Source organism: Veillonella nakazawae (assembly GCF_013393365.1).
Lineage (GTDB): Bacteria > Bacillota > Negativicutes > Veillonellales > Veillonellaceae > Veillonella > Veillonella nakazawae.
In genome coordinates, this window is record NZ_AP022321.1 from 530,001 (window position 1) to 548,558 (window position 18,558).

The following is an 18,558-nucleotide window of genomic DNA, read 5'->3' on the forward strand; positions in this document are numbered from 1 at the left end:
ATCACCTTCTTCCGAACGTAAGATTTACCGAGCTGCGAAGCAGAGAAGGGAAATCCACAGTGAGGATTGATAGGAAGCTGCGGCTAGTGGTAGGAGGAAAACTATATTCATACGGTAACGCGGCACAACGTGCCAATGTTACCGAACCCAAAAAATCGTTGAGTAACTCTAAATTATGTAAATATTGAGCGTTACGTTCTAAGTATTATATATCGCTTAATACTAAAGTATCACTATATCTCGATACATACTTATCTATAATATACAATTATCCTTCATTTTTAACTTTAAATATTTATCCGTAAACGTTAGTTATATTATTCAATAGGTATAGACTTCTTAGCGATATAAAAACAACAGTATAACTTAAATATTCCTATTTTAATGGCTATATCTATACATAATACTTGATTGATCAAAACAGTACATAAGATATTCTTTAATCAAATTTTCTAATTAATCATCTTTATGTAATAAATTTTGCTTTAATTATAAATTCTAATAATGACTATCTACTACATATTCTATTCATGCATAGTTTTATTAAAAAAATATATATAAACCTAAAAGTGTAGGTAAATACTAGTTTTATAGCTATATTTATAATGTTTAAATATGTACCAAAATTTACTCGTTTCATATATATCTCATAAAACTTTCACTATGTTTTCACATAGAATCTATATACTAGCAATAGTTGATTGAGATCAACTAAGGAAATGGAGGTCTACTGCAAATAACTTTTACCTGTCCCTTTTACAAATAATACAAACAACACAACACAAAACAATACAACACATAAAACAACACTTAAATACACAACAATACTCTCCCTGTGTATAAACAAAACAATACATATACAAAACTCTCTAATTATATATACCATCTCCCGTATATATAAAGGTAAAAGTTAGGTAGACATAAGAGCCCTTGAAAAAGGGCTCTTTTCCTTTTAAATTCACTATTATTTCATTATTTTAAAGCTCTTTGTTTCTTGACATAGGGTCTATTTTTTGTTAAACTAATCAAGTATCAAGCACAGCTTGATGAACATAGGGGTATAGCTCAATTGGTAGAGTAGCGGTCTCCAAAACCGTTGGTTGTGGGTTCAAGTCCTACTGCCCCTGCCAAACTTTGGATTGCGGTCTTCGGACCGCATGTCCATAAAATTACTCAAAAAATATTAAAAAAATGCTTGCATCGATTTAAGCGTTGTGTTAATATAAGTGAGTACCTAGTACATGACTCAGTAGCTCAGCTGGATAGAGCGTTTGACTACGAATCAAAAGGCCAGGGGTTCGAATCCCTTCTGGGTCACCAAATTAAAGCATCACAGTACTGTGGTGCTTTTTTGTTTTATCTACTTATAGTAATAGTATAATCAAAAGGACTCTACATTCTAATCAGTAGAGTCCTTTATTATATGTATACTTAATATGGCGAGCTTTTGAAAATTGCCAATTAGATAATGCTTAGATTATTTTAGCTGACCTGCAGCTACGGCAAGATCTCTCCAATAGATAGCTTGCATATAACCATAAGTATCTGGTTTTAACGTAATCAATTTAGCTTTAGGTCGTTTTTCCTCACGTAATATTCTACCTGTACGGGCATCGATAATATTACGTTGTTCTTGGACCCATTGAATTGTATCGGCATCTTGATCAAAGTAATAATGGTTTATGTACTCTGTCATATAATATTGAGCCCCTTGATGACTATAGGTGCGACCGATAATTTCAAATTTATTACCTTCACCAGCGATAACTTTAACGCGTTGTTCTGCGTAATAGTTTTGACCATTCATACGATATAAGTAGGCATAACCTCTTGCATTCTCTAAGTCAGCAATATTGACTGCTTGAGAGGGCAGGATGCCTAAGATTGTGAAAGCTGCTGCAATTAATAAACTACGCTTCATTTATTCTCCTTATTACTTTGCATGGGGCTGATCAGACTCAGCTACTACATGGACAACTAATTCTTGATCGGAAGGAATCTGAGCCATAACTACAGGCATTGGTACACTCATAGCTGCGGCGATACCTTTGATTTGTCGCATCGCAACTGGTATTACAGTACCATCTTCTTGTAAGTTATTTTCTAAGGCTTCAATTTCTGTAACTGTTAAGCCTGCTTTTGTGGCAAAGTCTTCAATGGATACACCATTCGCTTCCCGATATTCTTTAATGAAATCTCCGATATACATAGATTCCTCCTATTTTTAGATACCTTTATATTGTAATTAAAAATATCATATATGGCAATAGATGAATAAGAGATGAAAAAGTAAAAGCCGTGAAGATATCCAACTAGTGTATAACTCATGTTTATATATGTATAAATTAATGGACAGTAAAATTGTAAATAAAATTACAAAAATAAATTGACTTAATACGATAGCGGTGTTAATATTAACTCATAGAAAACATCATATTTGGGAATAGGTGCTGAAAAGCATAATAGAGAAGCTGGTTAAATGCCAGCACGGTCCCGCCACTGTATGGTCGAGCGAGTCTAAATTAAGTCACTGGGAAACTGGGAAGGCTAGATAAGCGATGACGCCGAGTCAGGAGAACTGCCTATTCAACATTCACCATTTGACCTACGAGAGATAGGGAGGAGAAGTTAATAGCTCCTTTTTACGTACCCGTAAAAAGGATTTTTTAGTTCTATACAATCTTCAACATTTATGAGTTAGATTGTATTCGAAAGACCTAAATGTCGATGGCATGGTCATGGTGAATAATACCTTCTTGGTATTACCAGCATGACATACGTTATGACTGTTAATATATTTTATGGTAAATGTAGGGCATGCATTTATTCATCATCATCCTAAAAAAGAGGCTGACCCAGGATTCTAGTAGTTCGGATTCTGGGTCAGTCTCTTTTTCATTTTACAATTTATATAATAACCAATATGTAAGGTTAAAATAAGAAAAATAGAATTAGTTATATAGCAGATATTTAATTAGTTATATAGTAGATACTTTAGAGGCAACATGAAATTTTAGTTAAATCTAAAAAAATGATTGACGATGAATTATATACATGATATTATTATTTCAGTTGAGACGCGGGAGTGGCGGAATTGGCAGACGCACCAGACTTAGGATCTGGCGCCTTACGGCGTGGGGGTTCAAGTCCCTTCTCCCGCACCAACTTTATTGCACCTTTTGAGGTGCTATTTTTTTTGCCTAAAAATGTTATAATAAATGAGTTAGAACTATTTATTTAAACAATCATGAATACTATATGGTGCAGTATGGATAATACATTAACTAAGCTGCTTTCACAGAACCCATCCTTTGTGGATGGGCTAAACGCATTTCAGCGGAAAGGAAAGTCAGTCATATATGGTCTAAGTGGATCTCAAAAGAGTTTCCTCTTAAACCAAGCTTTTGCTACAGGCCTTACAAAGCCCGTAGTTATCGTAGTCCATGATAAGGACCATAAAGAGATGTGGGAACGAGATTTAGCCTTTTTCTGGCCTAATATCCCAGTCCTATCATTTCCTATAACTGACAATGTGGAGTTTACAACGACTGCTCGTAGCCTTGAAGATCAAGGTGCACAAATGCGTGCTTTAGCATTGCTAGCATGGCAAGAACCTGCCGTAGTTATAGCGAATGCAGAAGAGGTTACACAATATGTAGTATCTCCACAATATTTAAAAGGCCAGTCGTTACATTTTTCTTTGAATGATACGATTGAACGCGATACAGCTCTTGAACAGCTTGTTACAATTGGATATGAACGTGTAGACCAGGTGGAACAACGTGGTCATTTTGCCGTGCGTGGGGATATTCTAGATATTTATCCTGTTAATAGTGAACATCCAATACGAATTGAGTTCTTTGGCGATGAAATCGATACATTGCGGTTCTTCTCTGTTGAGAACCAACGTTCTATTGAACAAATTGATTCGTATACGGTGACACCGTTCTTCCTTGGTAAAAGTGATGCAGATTGTACCTTATTATCCTTTGTGAAAGAAGGGACTCTCATTTATGATGAGCCCGGTCGTATCCAGGAAGCATTAAAGAAGTTCCTTAAGGAAGATCCTACACATCGTAAAAATCATTGCGACTGGAGTGAATTACAACGTACTGTAGAGGCTACAAATCAAGTAGCTTTCACATTTATGCAACAACGCTCTATCGGTTTACCTGGATTTAATCCAATCGGTATTCAAGGTAAAACGATGACGAGCTTTGAACGTCAAATTCCACTCCTAACAGATGAAATTAAGCAATGGCATCGCCTCAATCATCAAGTTGTATTGGTATTAAATAACCAACAACGACGAGAAGGTATTGAACGAGCTCTTGAAGGTGAAGGAATTGCCTTTGTTCATAGTGAGGAATGGATTGCAAAACCTAATACGGTCGTTATTTTGCAAGGTTTATTGACCGATGGTTTTGAATTACCTAATAGCCATCTCGTAGTTGTTGTAGAAGGCAATATTTACGGACAACAAAAACGTAAGCTTCGCAACAAGCCTAAAAAGGGCCAAGAAATCAACTACTTTACGGACTTAACACCAGGTGACTATGTAGTTCATAGCATGCATGGTATTGGTAAGTATATTGGCCTTAAAACGATAGAAACGGAAGGCATTCATCGCGACTATATTGAAATCGCTTATGCGGGAACGGATAAACTGTTCTTACCTGCAAACAATTTAGATCAGTTACAAAAATACATCGGTAATGAAGGTGATGTGCCTCGTATTCATAAGATGGGTGGTCGTGACTGGGCTAAGGTTGTTACAAAGGCAAAAAAATCCATTGATGATTTGGCAGATAAGCTCGTTGAGATCTATGCACAACGAGAAATTACAGAAGGCTTTGCATTTTTGCCAGATCAACCATGGCAGCAAGAGTTTGAAGATGCCTTCCCTTATGAAGAAACGGAAGACCAATTACAGGCTACAGCAGAAATCAAGGCATCCATGGAAAAACCTGTTCCTATGGATCGCTTGCTGGCAGGTGATGTAGGCTTTGGTAAAACCGAAGTGGCTATGCGTGCCATCTTTAAGGCCGTTATGAGTGGCAAACAGGTTGCGGTGCTCGTACCGACTACAGTTCTTGCACAGCAACATTTCCAAACCTTCTGGAATCGTTTTGCTCCATTTGGAGTCAAAGTCGATGTGCTCAATCGTTTCCGCAGTACATCTGAGAAGAAACAAGTTCTAAAAGGTGTAGAGGATGGCTCTATCGATGTTCTCATCGGAACCCATTCACTACTTAATAAAAAAGTAGTCTTTAAAGACTTAGGCATGCTTGTTGTTGATGAAGAACAACGCTTTGGGGTAGCACAAAAGGAAAAATGGAAAGAGTGGGCTAGTAATATTGACGTGCTCACCTTGAGTGCAACCCCAATTCCTCGGACCTTACATATGTCTCTTGTAGGTGTTCGGGAGATGTCTGTTATCAACACGCCACCAGAGGAACGATTGCCGGTTCAGACCTATGTGGTGGAATATGATATGAACATCGTTGCTGATGCCATCAAGCGAGAATTGGCACGGGGCGGACAAGTTTACTTCGTATATAACCGCGTTGCATCAATTAATCATATGGGTGAGTTATTAGAAGCAGCATTACCTGGTTTACGCTATGCTATTGCTCATGGTCAGATGACGGGCCGTCAAATTGAAGAAATTATGACGGATTTCTATGAAGGCCATTATGATGTATTATTGTCTACCAGTATCATTGAAACCGGCTTAGATATTCCTAATGCCAATACCATCATCATTTATGATGCGGACCGCTTAGGTTTATCTCAGCTATATCAAATGCGTGGCCGTGTAGGGCGTTCTCGTAGACGGGCTTATGCATACTTTATGTATCGTCCTGATAAAATGCTCTCTGAAGCGGCAGAAAAGCGCTTAAAAGCTATTGAAGAGTTCACAGAGCTCGGTGCTGGCTTTAAATTGGCGATGCGCGACTTAGAAATTCGCGGCGCTGGCAATTTATTAGGCTCGCAGCAACATGGTAACATCGCATCCGTCGGCTTTGGTATGTACGTAAGTATGTTAGAAGAAGCCATTGCGAAGGCTCAAAATAAAGAAGTTGAACGGGAAGTATCCATCGATCCAGCTATCGACTTAGAGGTAGATGCCTTTATCGACGATGCGTATATCAAGGATAGCGCTCGTAAGATCTCCGTATATCAACGGTTGTTACATATTAAATCCAAAGAACAGCTTGATGATATGACCGATGAACTCATCGACCGGTTCGGTACTCCAACAGATCCAGTAGACCGATTATTGCGCATTGCCCAAATTAAAGAGCAAGCACGTTTACTTGGCATTAAAAGTATCGTCCGTAGAGATCAACAGCTTACTATCCATTGGCATGATGATTCTAAGATGGCCGACTGGGATATGGGGGCTGTACGAGAAGATCTATGGAAGAAGATGAAATTTGCAGACACCAAGCCAGCCACATTATATGTGAGCCTTAAAGGCATGAAAGGTTCTATTTTGACCATTACGGAAGCGGTGATGAAGGCTCTTAGCCAGAAATCATCGTCTAAGGAGGGCCTATGAATCGATTTTTAAAGGGTGCTATGATTTTAACCTTAGCTGGGATTATCGTTAAAGTTATCGGTGCTTTCAGTAAAGTCCTTATTGCCCGTGTTCTCGGTGGTGAAGGGATTGGCCTATATATGATGGCCTATCCGATTTATCAAATTATCGTTAGTATTTCCGCTGCAGGCATTCCTGTGGCCATATCTATTATGATTGCGGAAAAGCTAGCTAATGATGATATGCGTGGCGTACAACAAGTGTTTTCCGTATCTTTAAAAGTGTTAACGCTGTTAGGCCTTGTATTTAGTGTTGCTTTATATGGTAGTGCACAGTGGCTCATAGATTCTCATATTATTACAGATCCTCGTGCATTGCTCGCCATTCAGCTATTATCTCCAGCAATCTTTATCGTTACGATTTTGAGTTGTTTTAGAGGTTATTTCCAAGGCTTCCAATACATGGTTCCTACTGGGACTAGCCAAGTCTTTGAACAAATCTTCCGCGTATCCTCTATGGTGGGCTTAGCCTATTACTTCATTGATAGAGGGTTACACTTAGCGGCTGGTGGTGCAACCTTTGCTACATTCCCTGGCGTATTAGCGGGATTACTCGTATTAATTTACTTTTACTATCGTCAACGTCGTGTACGGGCGCAAATGTTGGCACAGCAGAATCCGAATGCTGTTGGTGAAAGTAATAGTTCTGTAGTCAAACGACTATTTAGTTTGGCCATACCTGTTTCGATGGCCAATATTATGCTACCTATGGTATCCCTTATCGATACATTTATCGTGCCAAAACGTTTGATGGATATTGGGTATTATCTCAATGAAGCGACCACACAATTTGGTTATCTTACAGGGATGGCCACATCGTTGATTGGGTTGCCCATTATTTTGACTACATCTTTAGCAGCTAGCCTTGTACCAGCTGTATCGGAAGCGCATGCCCAAGGTGATGTGCATCGTATTGTGCAGCGCGCTGGAACAGCCATTAAAATTGCAAATATCTTTACTATTCCAGCCTGTATCGGCCTCTGTGTGTTGGCGACACCTATATCTAAACTGATATATGCAACGCCTCATGCAGGTCCTGTTATTGCTGTTATTAGCTTGAGCATTATATTCTTAGGTTGGCAACAGATTACAGCAGGCATCTTGCAAGGGTTAGGCAGAACTGTTATTCCTATGATAGCCATTTTTATTGGTTTGTTGGCTAAGACCTTCTTAGACTATGAATTGACAGGTACTATTGAGCTAGGCATTAATGGTGCTGCATGGGCAACGAATTTGAATTTTGCCATTGCGGCACTCATAAACTATATATTTGTTAAAAAATATGTAGGATCTGTACTTAATAAATTAGAGCTATTAAAAATTGTAGTGTCTGCCATGGCTATGGGCGGTGCTACACAGGTAGTGTATGTGACTACTGTAGAGTTATTCGGCAATGGTGGTGCAGTGGCAGCGGCTATTATTGTGGCTGTATTTGTATATGGTTTATCCTTATGGTTAACAAAGGCCGTTGTAAAAGCTGATATGTATCATTTCCCTGTTATAGGCAAGCGCTTACAAGCTCGCCGAGATAAGGAGGAGGCTAAACTATATGAAGAACAATACTGATAAGCCTGTATCGGTACAACCATTAGTAGATGTAGTAAAAGCCTTGCGAGCTCCTAATGGTTGCCCTTGGGATCAAAAACAGACTCATGAATCATTGCGTCGATATTTCATTGAAGAAACTTATGAAGTAGTAGATGCTATCGATAATAAAGATATGGCTAATCTTCGCGAAGAACTAGGTGATGTATTATTACAAGTTGTCTTTCACAGTCAATTAGCTGAAGAAGCTGGTCAGTTTACATTAGAAGATGTAATTAATGATGTGACTCAGAAGATGATTCGCCGTCATCCCCATGTTTTTGACCCTGAAAATAATGAAAAATCATACAGTTGGGACGAATTAAAGGCACAAGAAAAGAAAAATATACAAAAATCTGTATTAGATGGTGTATCTAAAAGTTTACCTGCTTTAGTGGCGGCTTATAAGTTGCAAGAAAAGGCTGCGAAGCTAGGTTTTGACTGGGATGAGCTCGATCCGGTTTGGGCGAAAGTTTCGGAAGAAATGGATGAATTTAAGGAGGCTATTGCCCAAAAAGATAGAGAAAATATGGAAAAAGAAGCGGGAGATGTGCTTTTTTCCTTGATTAATCTATTAAGATGGTATAAAATAAGCGGTGAAAATGCACTAAATCGCACAAACACAAAGTTCCGACAGCGTTTTTTACATGTAGAAGCTTGTGTTAACCAAAGCGATCGCTCATGGGAAGACTTTTCATTAGCTGAGCTGGATGCTTTTTGGGAGGAGGCTAAAGTGCAGGAAAAGTAGCCTAGAGGTTTGCATACTTCTTAGGTATAGTATTTTTAAGGAGGTTCTGTCATGAACAAAACAGAATTAATCGCAAGTGTTGCACAAAAAACTGAATTAACTAAAAAAGACGCTGAAAAAGCGGTAAAAGCTGTATTTGACACAGTTGCTGAAGAATTAGCTGCTGGCGGTAAAGTACAAGTTATCGGCTTCGGTACATTCGAAGTTCGTGAACGCGCAGCTCGTGAAGGCCGTAACCCACAAAACGGTAAAACTATCACAATCGCAGCTTCCAAATCCCCTGCATTCAAAGCTGGTAAAGGTTTGAAAGAACAAGTTAACGCTGCAAAAGCTAAAAAACGCAAAAAATAATCTTTAATGGATTGGAAAGAGACCTTTCGAGGTCTCTTTTTTTCGTCTATTTATGGTATAATGCACAGAGAAAGGGTGTACTATGAATAACGAAAGATCACGGAAGGTTCTCATCGTGTCCGCTTCTATTGGGACAGGACATATGCAGGCCGCCAGAGCCATAGAAGAATATTGGAAAGAGAAAGAGCCACAAGCGTCCATAACGCATGTAGACTTTCTTGATACAGAAACCATGTCTGTAGAGCATTTGATCAAGGGCACATATATTAAGATGATTGACGTATTTCCTATGCTATATGATATGATTTATCGCGTATCAAAAGGGGAAAAACGAGGTACGATTTTACAAACTGCATTGTCATACCTATTGAAAAGCCGCATGCTTAAGTTGGTGCAACAAGAAGAACCAGATGTGATGGTATTTACTCATCCATTCCCATGTGGTGCAGCGTCTATCTTAAAACGTCAAGGTCATATCGATGTACCATTAGTGGCTATCATGACGGACTTTAGTAGTCATCAATTTTGGCTATATCCACAAATTGATACATACTATGTAGCTACTGAATCGATGGTAGATGAAATGGTATCGTCTGGTATCGATGCCTCACGTATCCATGTATCAGGGATTCCAGTGCGTCGTGCCTTCTTCCGTGATGCTATTGAAGAATATAGCTTAGAGGAACCCATAAAAGTGCTCGTTATGGGTGGGGGCCTTGGATTGGGTTCTCTAGAAACGGCATTAAAACACTTAGATGAAGTTAATGGCATTGATGAAATTACTGTTGTAGCCGGTCAAAATACATCTCTTTATGAATCCTTAGTTACCCTTAGTGAATCTATGCGTACTAAGACTATTGTGTATGGATATACTACGAATATTTCGGAGCTTATGAAATCCTCTTCCTTGCTGGTAACAAAGCCTGGTGCATTAACCTGTATGGAGGCTGTTACAATTGGTTTACCTATGGTGTTCTTTAATGCTATTCCAGGGCAAGAAGAGGCTAATGCAGAGCTATTAGAACAACGAGGTTGTGCTCGTTGGGCTCGTGATATTCATAACTTAGAAGATGTTGTGACAGCCCTTCTTATCAATTCACCACGACTTCAACAGATGTCTGAGCGCGCTCGTGAATGGCATGTTGATGGTGCAGCGAATATCGTAAATAGCTTAATTGAAATTCTAGATGCTACTGATACGGGCGAATCTGTTGAACTAGTAAAGGCGGAAGAGTCTATTAACTAATCTCTTGTAGTGGCTAGTACGAATATAATTAGCTATTGATAATGAACGTATATCTAGATTAGTAATATATAGATATTAGTAGCTTTATATGAAATAAAAAGCGATGACTCTTAGGTCATCGCTTTTGCTTTATTGGTATTGTTCAATATGTTCTTGTCGAATTTTTTGAAGTGTTTCTAAGAATGTATCTGTGCTTTCAGCACTGTCCAACAAGTCTTTTAGTTGGTAGGAATCATCTAGGGTCACACTCCATTGGAAGGAGTCGTTATCGTCGTACACATTGAATACGATTGGCATCTCTAAATCCTCTGGCAAATGACCGTCATCATCGGACACAGTTGCATAGGTGCCATCTTCCAAGAGCTCTGTAAATAATGTATCATACCCATCGATATCGATAAGTTCAAAATTGATAGTTTCATAAAAGTCTAAAACGCTATCTACTGCCATGTGGACCTCCTCATGAATATATACGTTACGTTTATTCTACTGACGGCGTCTGTTACTGTCAATGGTAATGTGTAGTATAATAAATAACAGAATGACATAATAGGAGCATACGATGAACGTTATTAGTTTACAAAATATAGAAAAATCATATGGCACACGACTGCTGTTTAAAGATGTGAATATTACTTTCACCACAGACAAACGGCTAGGTCTTGTAGGGATTAATGGGACGGGTAAGTCTACATTCCTAAAAATTTTGGCAGCACAAATGGAGCCTGATAAGGGTAGCATTGAGCGGAATGGTAAGGCGAGTATTCATTATTTGGCTCAAACCCCAGAGTTTGATCCAGAATCAACTTTGCTAGAAGCTGTTCTTGATGGAGACCATCCTCGTTTGCGGATGGTGCAATCTTTTGAACGCATTAGTCGTGAATATCGTGAAATGCAAGAGTCTGGTAGCGAGGATAGTAAAATATCGCGTAACTATATGAATGCGTTAGAACAAATGGATCAACAAGATGGATGGCAGGTAGAGCAAGAGGCTCGTATTATTTTAACTAAATTAGGCTTTCCTGAGATGGATCAAAAAGTGGCTATGTTATCTGGTGGTCAAAAGCGTCGTCTCGCGTTAGGACAGGCATTATTATATCCTTGTGACCTATTATTGTTAGACGAACCGACAAACCATTTAGATGAAGATAGTATCGACTGGCTTGAGTCCTACTTAAGTGCTCGCCAAGGAGGCCTATTAATCAGTACTCATGATAGATATTTCCTGGACTCTGTATGTAATGGAATTTTAGAGCTTTCTAATCGTCGTATGTATCAATATGACGGTAATTACGAAGAATTTATTGCCTTGAAGGCTGATCGAGAGGCTCGCGAGGCCGCTACGGAAGAGAAACGCCGTCAGTTCTTGAAACGAGAAATCGAATGGGTACGTCGTGGGGCTTTGGCGAGAACGACGAAACAAAAGGCTCGTTTAGACCGCTATGAAAAACTTAAGAATATGGAGAAAACTAGACGTCCCGATCAAATGGATTCCATTGCTTTAAAAACGCGTTTAGGGAAAACCATTTTTGATATTGAACATTTAGAGTTCTACTTTGGTGAGCGCCCTATGATTAAGGATTTTACCTACCATGTAGTGCGTCATGATCGTATTGGTATTGTAGGCCCTAATGGTGTTGGCAAGTCTACCTTTATGAATATTCTTGATGGAACCTATGAACCTACAAACGGTACTATTGGTAAGGGCGAGACCGTTCGCATTGCCCATTTCAAACAAGAACTACCAGAGTTTGATGAAGATATGCGTGTTCTTGATTATATTCGCGAAGATCATTCCTATATGGTTCTGGGCGATGGTTCTACGTTGAGTGCTGGTCAGATTCTTGAACGATTCCTTTTCACACCAGAGCTACATGGTGTGCCGATTCGTAAGCTTTCAGGCGGTGAACGACGTCGCTTATATCTATTGAAATTGCTTATGAGCGCTCCTAATGTTTTATTACTAGATGAACCGACCAATGATCTTGATATTCCTACATTAGAGGTGCTAGAGGACTTCCTTGATTCCTTTAGTGGGGTCATTATCACAGTGTGCCATGATCGTTACTTCTTAGACCGTGTTGTGGACAAACTCTTTGTTTTTAGTGGTGATGGTCAAATTGAAATTGTTCACGGCTCCTATTCCGATTACAAGGATTCTTTAGATGAAAGTAGTGGTGGAAAGCGCCCATTCTACATGGCTAATACTGATACATCTATTGCTTCTAAAACTGATAAAACTAACAAATCTGAAACTAGTACTGGATCTGATGATTCATCATTAAGTACTTCGGTAGATGGTAGTGATAGTAATATGGCTACATTTGGGGAAGATACTTTTAAAGAAACACCGAAGAAGGGACTCAATAAAGCGGAAGAAGCAGAGTATGCTAACATTATGGATGAGTTACCTAAATTAGAGCATTTAGTAAAGGGGCTCGATGTCATGATTAGTCAAGTTGCTACTGATTATGAAAAGATGCAATCCTTGATGGCTGAGCGAGAAGAGACTCAATCCCAAATAGATGCGCTCACAGAACGGTGGATGGAATTAGAAGAACGCCTATAATTCCTTGTATCATGTGATTTTTTAATATCTGTTATGCAAAGGAATTACATGTAAATTTATTGATAAAAATCACAATGTATAGTATAATTTCATCAATTAACGATAACAACGTTACCTAAGTAGGAGGAACTCATGAGTAAGTACCAATTTTTAGACCGTCGTGTACCTATTGAAGACGGTAATATTGCATTAGTTCAAGATTTGTCCAAATGTAAAAACTGCTCTTTATGTCGTAAAGCTTGTGCTGTAGACATGGGCGTATTTGATTATTATGACTTAACAACTAATGGGGATCATCCAATTTGTATTCATTGCGGTCAATGTGCATCTATTTGTCCATTCGATTCCATCAATGAACGCTCTGAAATTGATGAAGTAAAAGCAGCTATTGCTGACCCTAATAAAATCGTCGTTTTCCAAACTGCACCTGCTGTACGTGTTGGCTTAGGTGAAGAGTTCGGTCTTGATGCGGGTACATTCGTAGAAGGTAAAATGGTAGCTGCTCTTCGTAAATTGGGTGGCGACTATATTTTAGATACAAACTTTGGTGCTGACATGACTATCATGGAGGAAGCATCTGAATTGTTGGAACGCGTTATCAATAGTGATGCGGTATTGCCTCAATTCACATCTTGCTGTCCTGCTTGGGTTAAGTTTGCTGAAACATTCTATCCAGAATTCTTGCCAAACTTGTCTACAGCTAAGAGTCCAATTGCAATGCAAGCGCCTACACAAAAAACATATTTTGCTGAAAAAATGGGCCTTGATGCAAAACAAATCGTTGCTGTTGCAGTAACACCTTGTACAGCTAAGAAATTCGAAATTCGTCGCGATGAAATGAACTCCTCTGCTGAATACTGGGATGTACCAGAAATGCGCGATACAGACTACTGTATTACTACACGTGAACTTGCAAAATGGTTACGTGCAGAAGAAATCAACTTTGATGAATTAGAAGATTCTGCATTTGATCCATTGATGGGTGAAGCATCTGGTGGTGGTATCATCTTCGGTAATACTGGTGGTGTTATGGAAGCGGCTATGCGTGCGGCTTACAAATTTGCAACTGGTGAAGATGCACCTCAAACATTGATCCCATTTGAAGCAATTCGCGGTATGGATGGTGCTCGTGAAGCAGACGTAGTGATTGGTGATAAAACATTACATGTAGCGGCTGTTCATGGTACAGGTAACTTGCGTAAATTCATCGAACGCATGCGTGCAGAAAACATCCATTATGACTTCATTGAAGTAATGGCTTGCCGTGGTGGCTGTATCGGTGGTGGTGGTCAACCACGCGTTAAATTACCGATGGCTGATAAAGCTCGTGAAGCTCGTATTGCGTCCTTGTATACTCGCGATGCAGAGGTACAAGTGAAAGCAGCTTGTGATAATCCAGATATTCAAAAATTATATGCTGAGTTCTTCGATGGCAAACCTATGAGCCATAAAGCTCATCACATGTTACATACCACATTTGTGAGCCGTGCAGAAGACTTAGGTCCTAATGGTGCTTGTACGCCTGCTACATGCCCAACATCTGTGCCTAATTTGAAAAAGGCAGCAGAAGCGGCTAAAGCTGCAGCAGAAGCTAATAACTAATAGGTAAAAAATAGTAACAGTAATAATTAACCGTATTTCTAACTGTTAACTGTTGTAATTAGTTGCTATATACTATAAAAGCTCGTATGTGGCTTAAGTTAAAAAGCAGATAGTTGATAATTTATCAGCTATCTGCTTTTTTATTGTCTTTAGACTTGTAGGGGATGTTATGAAGAATCATAGAACTATTCACCTTACGAGTTATTGTGATCTAGAATATTTAGAAAGTACACCTATGATACGTAAATACTATTATAGTTGTTTTCACAGAATGAGATACTATATATGCCATATACGCATAGGGGTTAAAATATAGAGCATGGTAAATTGTTTAGGAATTATTGTTAGTGTGCTATAATTAAATTATATTTATAGAAGCAATCAATACTGTTTCAGGAGGATCTTCATGGCTTTTAAATTAAAAGGAAAAGAAGAAAAATTTTTCAGTATTTTAGAAAATCATGCTGCTCTTACATATGAAAGCGCAGAGATGATGGAACGTGTGTTTAAAGGCGAAATCTCTAAAGAAGAGGCTTTTCTTGAAATTGATACAAAGGAAAAAGCAGCCGATGAATTAGTAACCGAAACTGTAGAACGTTTGCGTAAAACATTCATCACTCCAATGGATCGCGAAGATATTCAGCTTCTAATCGACCAATTGGATACTACATTGGATAATATTAAAGAAATCATGGATAAAATGGTTATGTACCACGTTGGTAAGCCAAGTGATGGTGCTATCCGTATGAGTGAAATCGTTGTAAAATGCGTTAAGCATATTAATAAATCTATTGGTTATATGGGTAGCCTTAAAAAGGACCATGTGAAGGTAGAAGGCCGTGTACACCAAGTATTGAAACTTGAGTCTGAAGCGGATAATATTTACCACGAAGAAATGGCTAAACTCTTTACTGAGTGTACAGATCCTATTGAAATTATCAAATGGAAGGAAATCCTTAGTGCCATGGAGGATGTAATCGATGGTTGCGAAGATTTGGTTGGTACATTCCGCCGGGTAGTATTGAAATATGCTTGATGCTCATTATTTAGTATGGCTAGTAGTATTTTTAGCGTTAGCCTTCGACTATATCAATGGCTTCCACGATACGGCGAACGCCATTGCTACATCTGTTTCGACCCGTGCTATTGAGCCTAAAAAGGCAATTATGATGACTGCGGCACTCAATTTCTTGGGGGCCATGGTTAGTACAGGCGTTGCAAAGACAATCGGTGGTGACATCGTAATGTCTGCGTCTCTCATTAATAGTGCGATTATCTCAGCGGCTCTTATTGGTGCCATAACATGGAACTTGCTTACATGGTATTGGGGGATTCCTAGTTCCTCATCTCATGCTCTTATCGGTGGTATCATCGGTGCTGTAGGTTGGTCCGTAGGGTTCGATGCTTTAAATGAGGCAGGGATTATAAAGATTTTCTTATCCCTTATTTTATCTCCAATTGTAGCCATGATTGGTGGCTATATTGTGATGAAAGTATTGTTGCTTATCTTTGGTAGATTTTCTCCAATTACATTGAATGATCGATTTAGATCCATGCAAATTGTATCTGCTATCATGATGGCCTTTTCTCATGGTTCTAATGATGCGCAAAAGGCGATGGGGATTATTACCTTAACATTACTTAGTGGCGGCTTTATCGATACATTAGAGGTACCAGTATGGGTTAAACTTTGTTGTGCTACGGCTATGGCCATGGGTACAGCAGTAGGCGGTTGGAAAATCATCTCTACTATGGGGACTAAGATTTTCAAATTGGAAACTATCAATGGTTTTGCTGCTGACTTAAACTCTGCCATCACTATTTTTACAGCTACATTCTTACATTTACCTGTAAGTACTACACACGTTGTAAGTGGTTCCTTGCTAGGCGTTGGTTCCTCTAAACGTTTGAAAGCTGTTAACTGGGGCGTAGCAAGATCTATGGTATTGGCGTGGTTTGTAACAATTCCACTATCTGGTATTGTAGCAGCTATCGCATATGAAGTAGGTCATTTACTATTTGGTTAATACAATCATATATAGAAATAAAAAGACTGCGAAAGCAGTCTTTTTTTCTGTAGTTAAAGTATTAAATTGATTAAGTTATCCCATTTGTTGATGAGATTTTAAGACTTCAATTTGACTAGTTGTATCTAGTATGTAATCAAAGAATATAGGTATACATTAGATTTTAAATACTATATTCTATAAAAGCGATTTATCTATATTTGGCAACGTTGATGTTACAATTCAAGTTGAGAATAGGAAAATGCTTATAAATATGTGCTTTTCTTGATTATGCATTTTATTAATAAATGCAGTTTATTACACGTTTAAAGACTATTATGAGATTATTTATAATGAATAGATATTGCATACTTATGTATGAGCGGTTATACTATCGGTAGAAGGAGTTTTTCAAGTGAAAAGTGAGGTATGTATATGGCATGGGGTGGAACTAGACGCGGTGCCGGGCGCCCACGTAATCCGATTAAACGTATTGGTAGAACCATTCGACTCAGTGATGAAGAGTTTCTTTCACTCAAACCATTAATTATGGCTATTAAGGCAAATAATGATAAACGATATAGGCAACAATATAATCGAAATAGATAAAAAAGGCATTGTCACAGCATATACAACTTAATAAACTTTACATCTATTTTACAATAATCCATTTTAAAATCTTTCAACTACAACACATCTCTACTCTCTACAATATGCTGTGTGCAATACAAGCAGTACGAAAAAGGTCCCAATTCATTTGAATTGGGACCTTTTTCGTTTGTTATATTGCTATAATTTTAGGAATCCTTATATTACGTAGCAAATTCCTGAATTATTAGTTTATTAGTCGATTTTTACACCGTGAATCTCTTCGGCTAGACGTTTTAGGGCATCTACAGTACGAACCCCAGGTGTGATTTCAGAGAGTTTTACGCGAATGAAATGACCTTCTTTAACAGCTGTAATGTCTTGAAGTTGAGGGTTAGATTTTATTTTTTCGATTTTTTGTTGGAAATCGTCGTCGTTACGAATAGAAGTACCGTAGTCAGCGATAATAATATAATCAGGATTTTGAGCAATTACAGTTTCCCAAGATCCTTTGGCCCATGTTTTATCTACACCTAAGCCGCTCATTACGTTGTCAGCACCGATGAGTTTCAAGATGTTAGTAGTGTAGCCTTCGAAGGCTGTGAATGGTTGACCATCTTCAGAGTCATAAATGAATACACGTTTACGAGGTAAGTCTTTTAACTTATCTTGGATAGCGGCTAATGTTTTACGTTGCCCTGCAACCCATTCTTCAGCCTTAGGTTTAACACCGAAGATTTCACCTAATTTAATCATATCATTAAAGTTAGTTTCCAAGTCGGCCTTTGTAGATAGCATAGATTCAGGAAGCCAGATGTTAACCTTTTGTGCAATCATTTTATCAGCAGGGATGGCTCGTTTGCTGAAAGAGTCTGGCCAGCCTGTAGCAAAGTCAGGTTTTACGGACATGAATACTTCGTAGGACGGCCATTTATCGGATAATACTTTTACCTTGTCATAAGCGGCTTGTAGAGGTGGATAGATCTCTTCCTCTTTAAAAGCTGTACCAGCCATCTTGTCTTCAAGACCTAATTGAAGCATCATTTCTGTCGTTGCTTGAGACATGGATACAGCATGAGTAGGGGAAGATTTTACAGCAAAGTCAGTTTTTGTACCGTCAAATGTTTCACTCCATGTTACTGCATTGCCATTGTCAGCTGCGTTCTTCGTTGTGTCAGAACCACAACCAGCGATAGCAAATGTGGCACATGCCATAGCAACTAATAACAATTTTTTTGATTTTCTTAATTTTTGAAACATA

14 protein-coding genes, 3 tRNA genes and 1 riboswitch are annotated in these 18,558 nt (G+C 38.6%); of the genes, 13 read left to right on the forward strand and 4 right to left on the reverse strand.

Annotated elements, in window-relative coordinates; translation table 11 throughout:
* The first annotated feature begins 1,054 nt into the window (after positions 1 to 1,054).
* Positions 1,055 to 1,130, forward strand: a tRNA-Trp gene (locus VEIT17_RS02290).
* Positions 1,131 to 1,243: 113 nt separating this feature from the next.
* A tRNA-Arg gene (locus VEIT17_RS02295) sits at positions 1,244 to 1,320 on the forward strand.
* 157 nt (positions 1,321 to 1,477) lie between these two features.
* On the opposite strand, the gene VEIT17_RS02300 is transcribed toward VEIT17_RS02295, so the two are convergent.
* Together VEIT17_RS02300 and VEIT17_RS02305 are read right to left on the reverse strand one after the other, a co-directional pair.
* Positions 1,478 to 1,921, reverse strand: coding sequence for a hypothetical protein (locus VEIT17_RS02300; RefSeq protein WP_105086476.1), 444 nt, complete (start codon positions 1,919 to 1,921; stop codon positions 1,478 to 1,480).
* 12 nt (positions 1,922 to 1,933) lie between these two features.
* Positions 1,934 to 2,209: a helix-turn-helix domain-containing protein gene (locus VEIT17_RS02305; RefSeq protein ID WP_060924083.1), complete on the reverse strand. Its 276-nt coding sequence runs from the start codon at positions 2,207 to 2,209 to the stop codon at positions 1,934 to 1,936.
* A gap of 219 nt (positions 2,210 to 2,428) precedes the next feature.
* Positions 2,429 to 2,600: riboswitch (cobalamin riboswitch) on the forward strand.
* 479 nt (positions 2,601 to 3,079) lie between these two features.
* Here VEIT17_RS02305 and VEIT17_RS02310 point away from each other — a divergent pair.
* The 6 genes from VEIT17_RS02310 to VEIT17_RS02335 all read left to right on the forward strand — a co-directional run bounded on the left by VEIT17_RS02310 (position 3,080) and on the right by VEIT17_RS02335 (position 10,532).
* Positions 3,080 to 3,164 (forward strand) — tRNA-Leu (locus tag VEIT17_RS02310).
* A gap of 104 nt (positions 3,165 to 3,268) precedes the next feature.
* Positions 3,269 to 6,565, forward strand: coding sequence for a transcription-repair coupling factor (gene mfd / locus VEIT17_RS02315; RefSeq protein WP_178884583.1), 3,297 nt, complete (start codon positions 3,269 to 3,271; stop codon positions 6,563 to 6,565).
* Positions 6,562 to 8,169 carry a putative polysaccharide biosynthesis protein gene (locus VEIT17_RS02320; RefSeq protein ID WP_178884585.1) on the forward strand — a complete coding sequence of 536 codons (1,608 nt, stop codon included), beginning with the start codon at positions 6,562 to 6,564 and terminating at the stop codon, positions 8,167 to 8,169. Before mfd ends, VEIT17_RS02320 begins: the two co-directional genes overlap by 4 nt.
* Entirely contained in the window at positions 8,153 to 8,935 is a 783-nt protein-coding gene (gene mazG, locus VEIT17_RS02325) for a nucleoside triphosphate pyrophosphohydrolase (protein ID WP_060924080.1), read from the forward strand. The genes VEIT17_RS02320 and mazG overlap by 17 nt, the downstream gene beginning before the upstream one ends.
* A 51-nt stretch (positions 8,936 to 8,986) precedes the next feature.
* Complete coding sequence (locus VEIT17_RS02330) at positions 8,987 to 9,286, forward strand: non-specific DNA-binding protein Hbs (protein WP_005385694.1); 300 nt, start codon at positions 8,987 to 8,989, stop codon at positions 9,284 to 9,286.
* An 82-nt stretch (positions 9,287 to 9,368) separates the two neighbouring features.
* A complete protein-coding gene (locus tag VEIT17_RS02335; protein ID WP_060924079.1) occupies positions 9,369 to 10,532 on the forward strand; it encodes an MGDG synthase family glycosyltransferase in 1,164 nt (387 codons plus the stop codon).
* 129 nt (positions 10,533 to 10,661) lie between these two features.
* On the opposite strand, the gene VEIT17_RS02340 is transcribed toward VEIT17_RS02335, so the two are convergent.
* Positions 10,662 to 10,982 (reverse strand): hypothetical protein, encoded by a 321-nt coding sequence (locus tag VEIT17_RS02340; RefSeq protein WP_060924078.1) that lies wholly within the window; start codon positions 10,980 to 10,982, stop codon positions 10,662 to 10,664.
* Between the two features lie 112 nt (positions 10,983 to 11,094).
* Between VEIT17_RS02340 and VEIT17_RS02345 the strand changes: the two genes are divergently transcribed.
* The 5 genes from VEIT17_RS02345 (at position 11,095) to VEIT17_RS02365 (ending at position 17,318) form a co-directional block, all read left to right on the forward strand.
* Entirely contained in the window at positions 11,095 to 13,101 is a 2,007-nt protein-coding gene (locus VEIT17_RS02345) for an ABC-F family ATP-binding cassette domain-containing protein (RefSeq protein WP_178884587.1), read from the forward strand.
* Between the two features lie 132 nt (positions 13,102 to 13,233).
* On the forward strand, positions 13,234 to 14,703 hold the full coding sequence (locus tag VEIT17_RS02350) for a [FeFe] hydrogenase, group A (RefSeq protein WP_178884589.1): 1,470 nt from the start codon (positions 13,234 to 13,236) through the stop codon (positions 14,701 to 14,703).
* Positions 14,704 to 15,109: 406 nt separating this feature from the next.
* The gene (locus VEIT17_RS02355; protein ID WP_009351206.1) at positions 15,110 to 15,739 is read left to right on the forward strand and encodes a DUF47 domain-containing protein; all 630 of its coding nucleotides are present in this window, start codon (positions 15,110 to 15,112) and stop codon (positions 15,737 to 15,739) included.
* Entirely contained in the window at positions 15,732 to 16,730 is a 999-nt protein-coding gene (locus VEIT17_RS02360) for an inorganic phosphate transporter (protein WP_178884590.1), read from the forward strand. Before VEIT17_RS02355 ends, VEIT17_RS02360 begins: the two co-directional genes overlap by 8 nt.
* A 414-nt stretch (positions 16,731 to 17,144) precedes the next feature.
* Positions 17,145 to 17,318, forward strand: a complete 174-nt coding sequence (locus VEIT17_RS02365; RefSeq protein ID WP_173015018.1) for a hypothetical protein — start codon at positions 17,145 to 17,147, stop codon at positions 17,316 to 17,318.
* Positions 17,319 to 17,552: 234 nt separating this feature from the next.
* Here the strand turns inward: VEIT17_RS02365 and VEIT17_RS02370 are convergent, their stop codons facing one another.
* Entirely contained in the window at positions 17,553 to 18,557 is a 1,005-nt protein-coding gene (locus VEIT17_RS02370; protein WP_178884592.1) for an ABC transporter substrate-binding protein, read from the reverse strand.
* Position 18,558 lies beyond the last annotated feature (1 nt).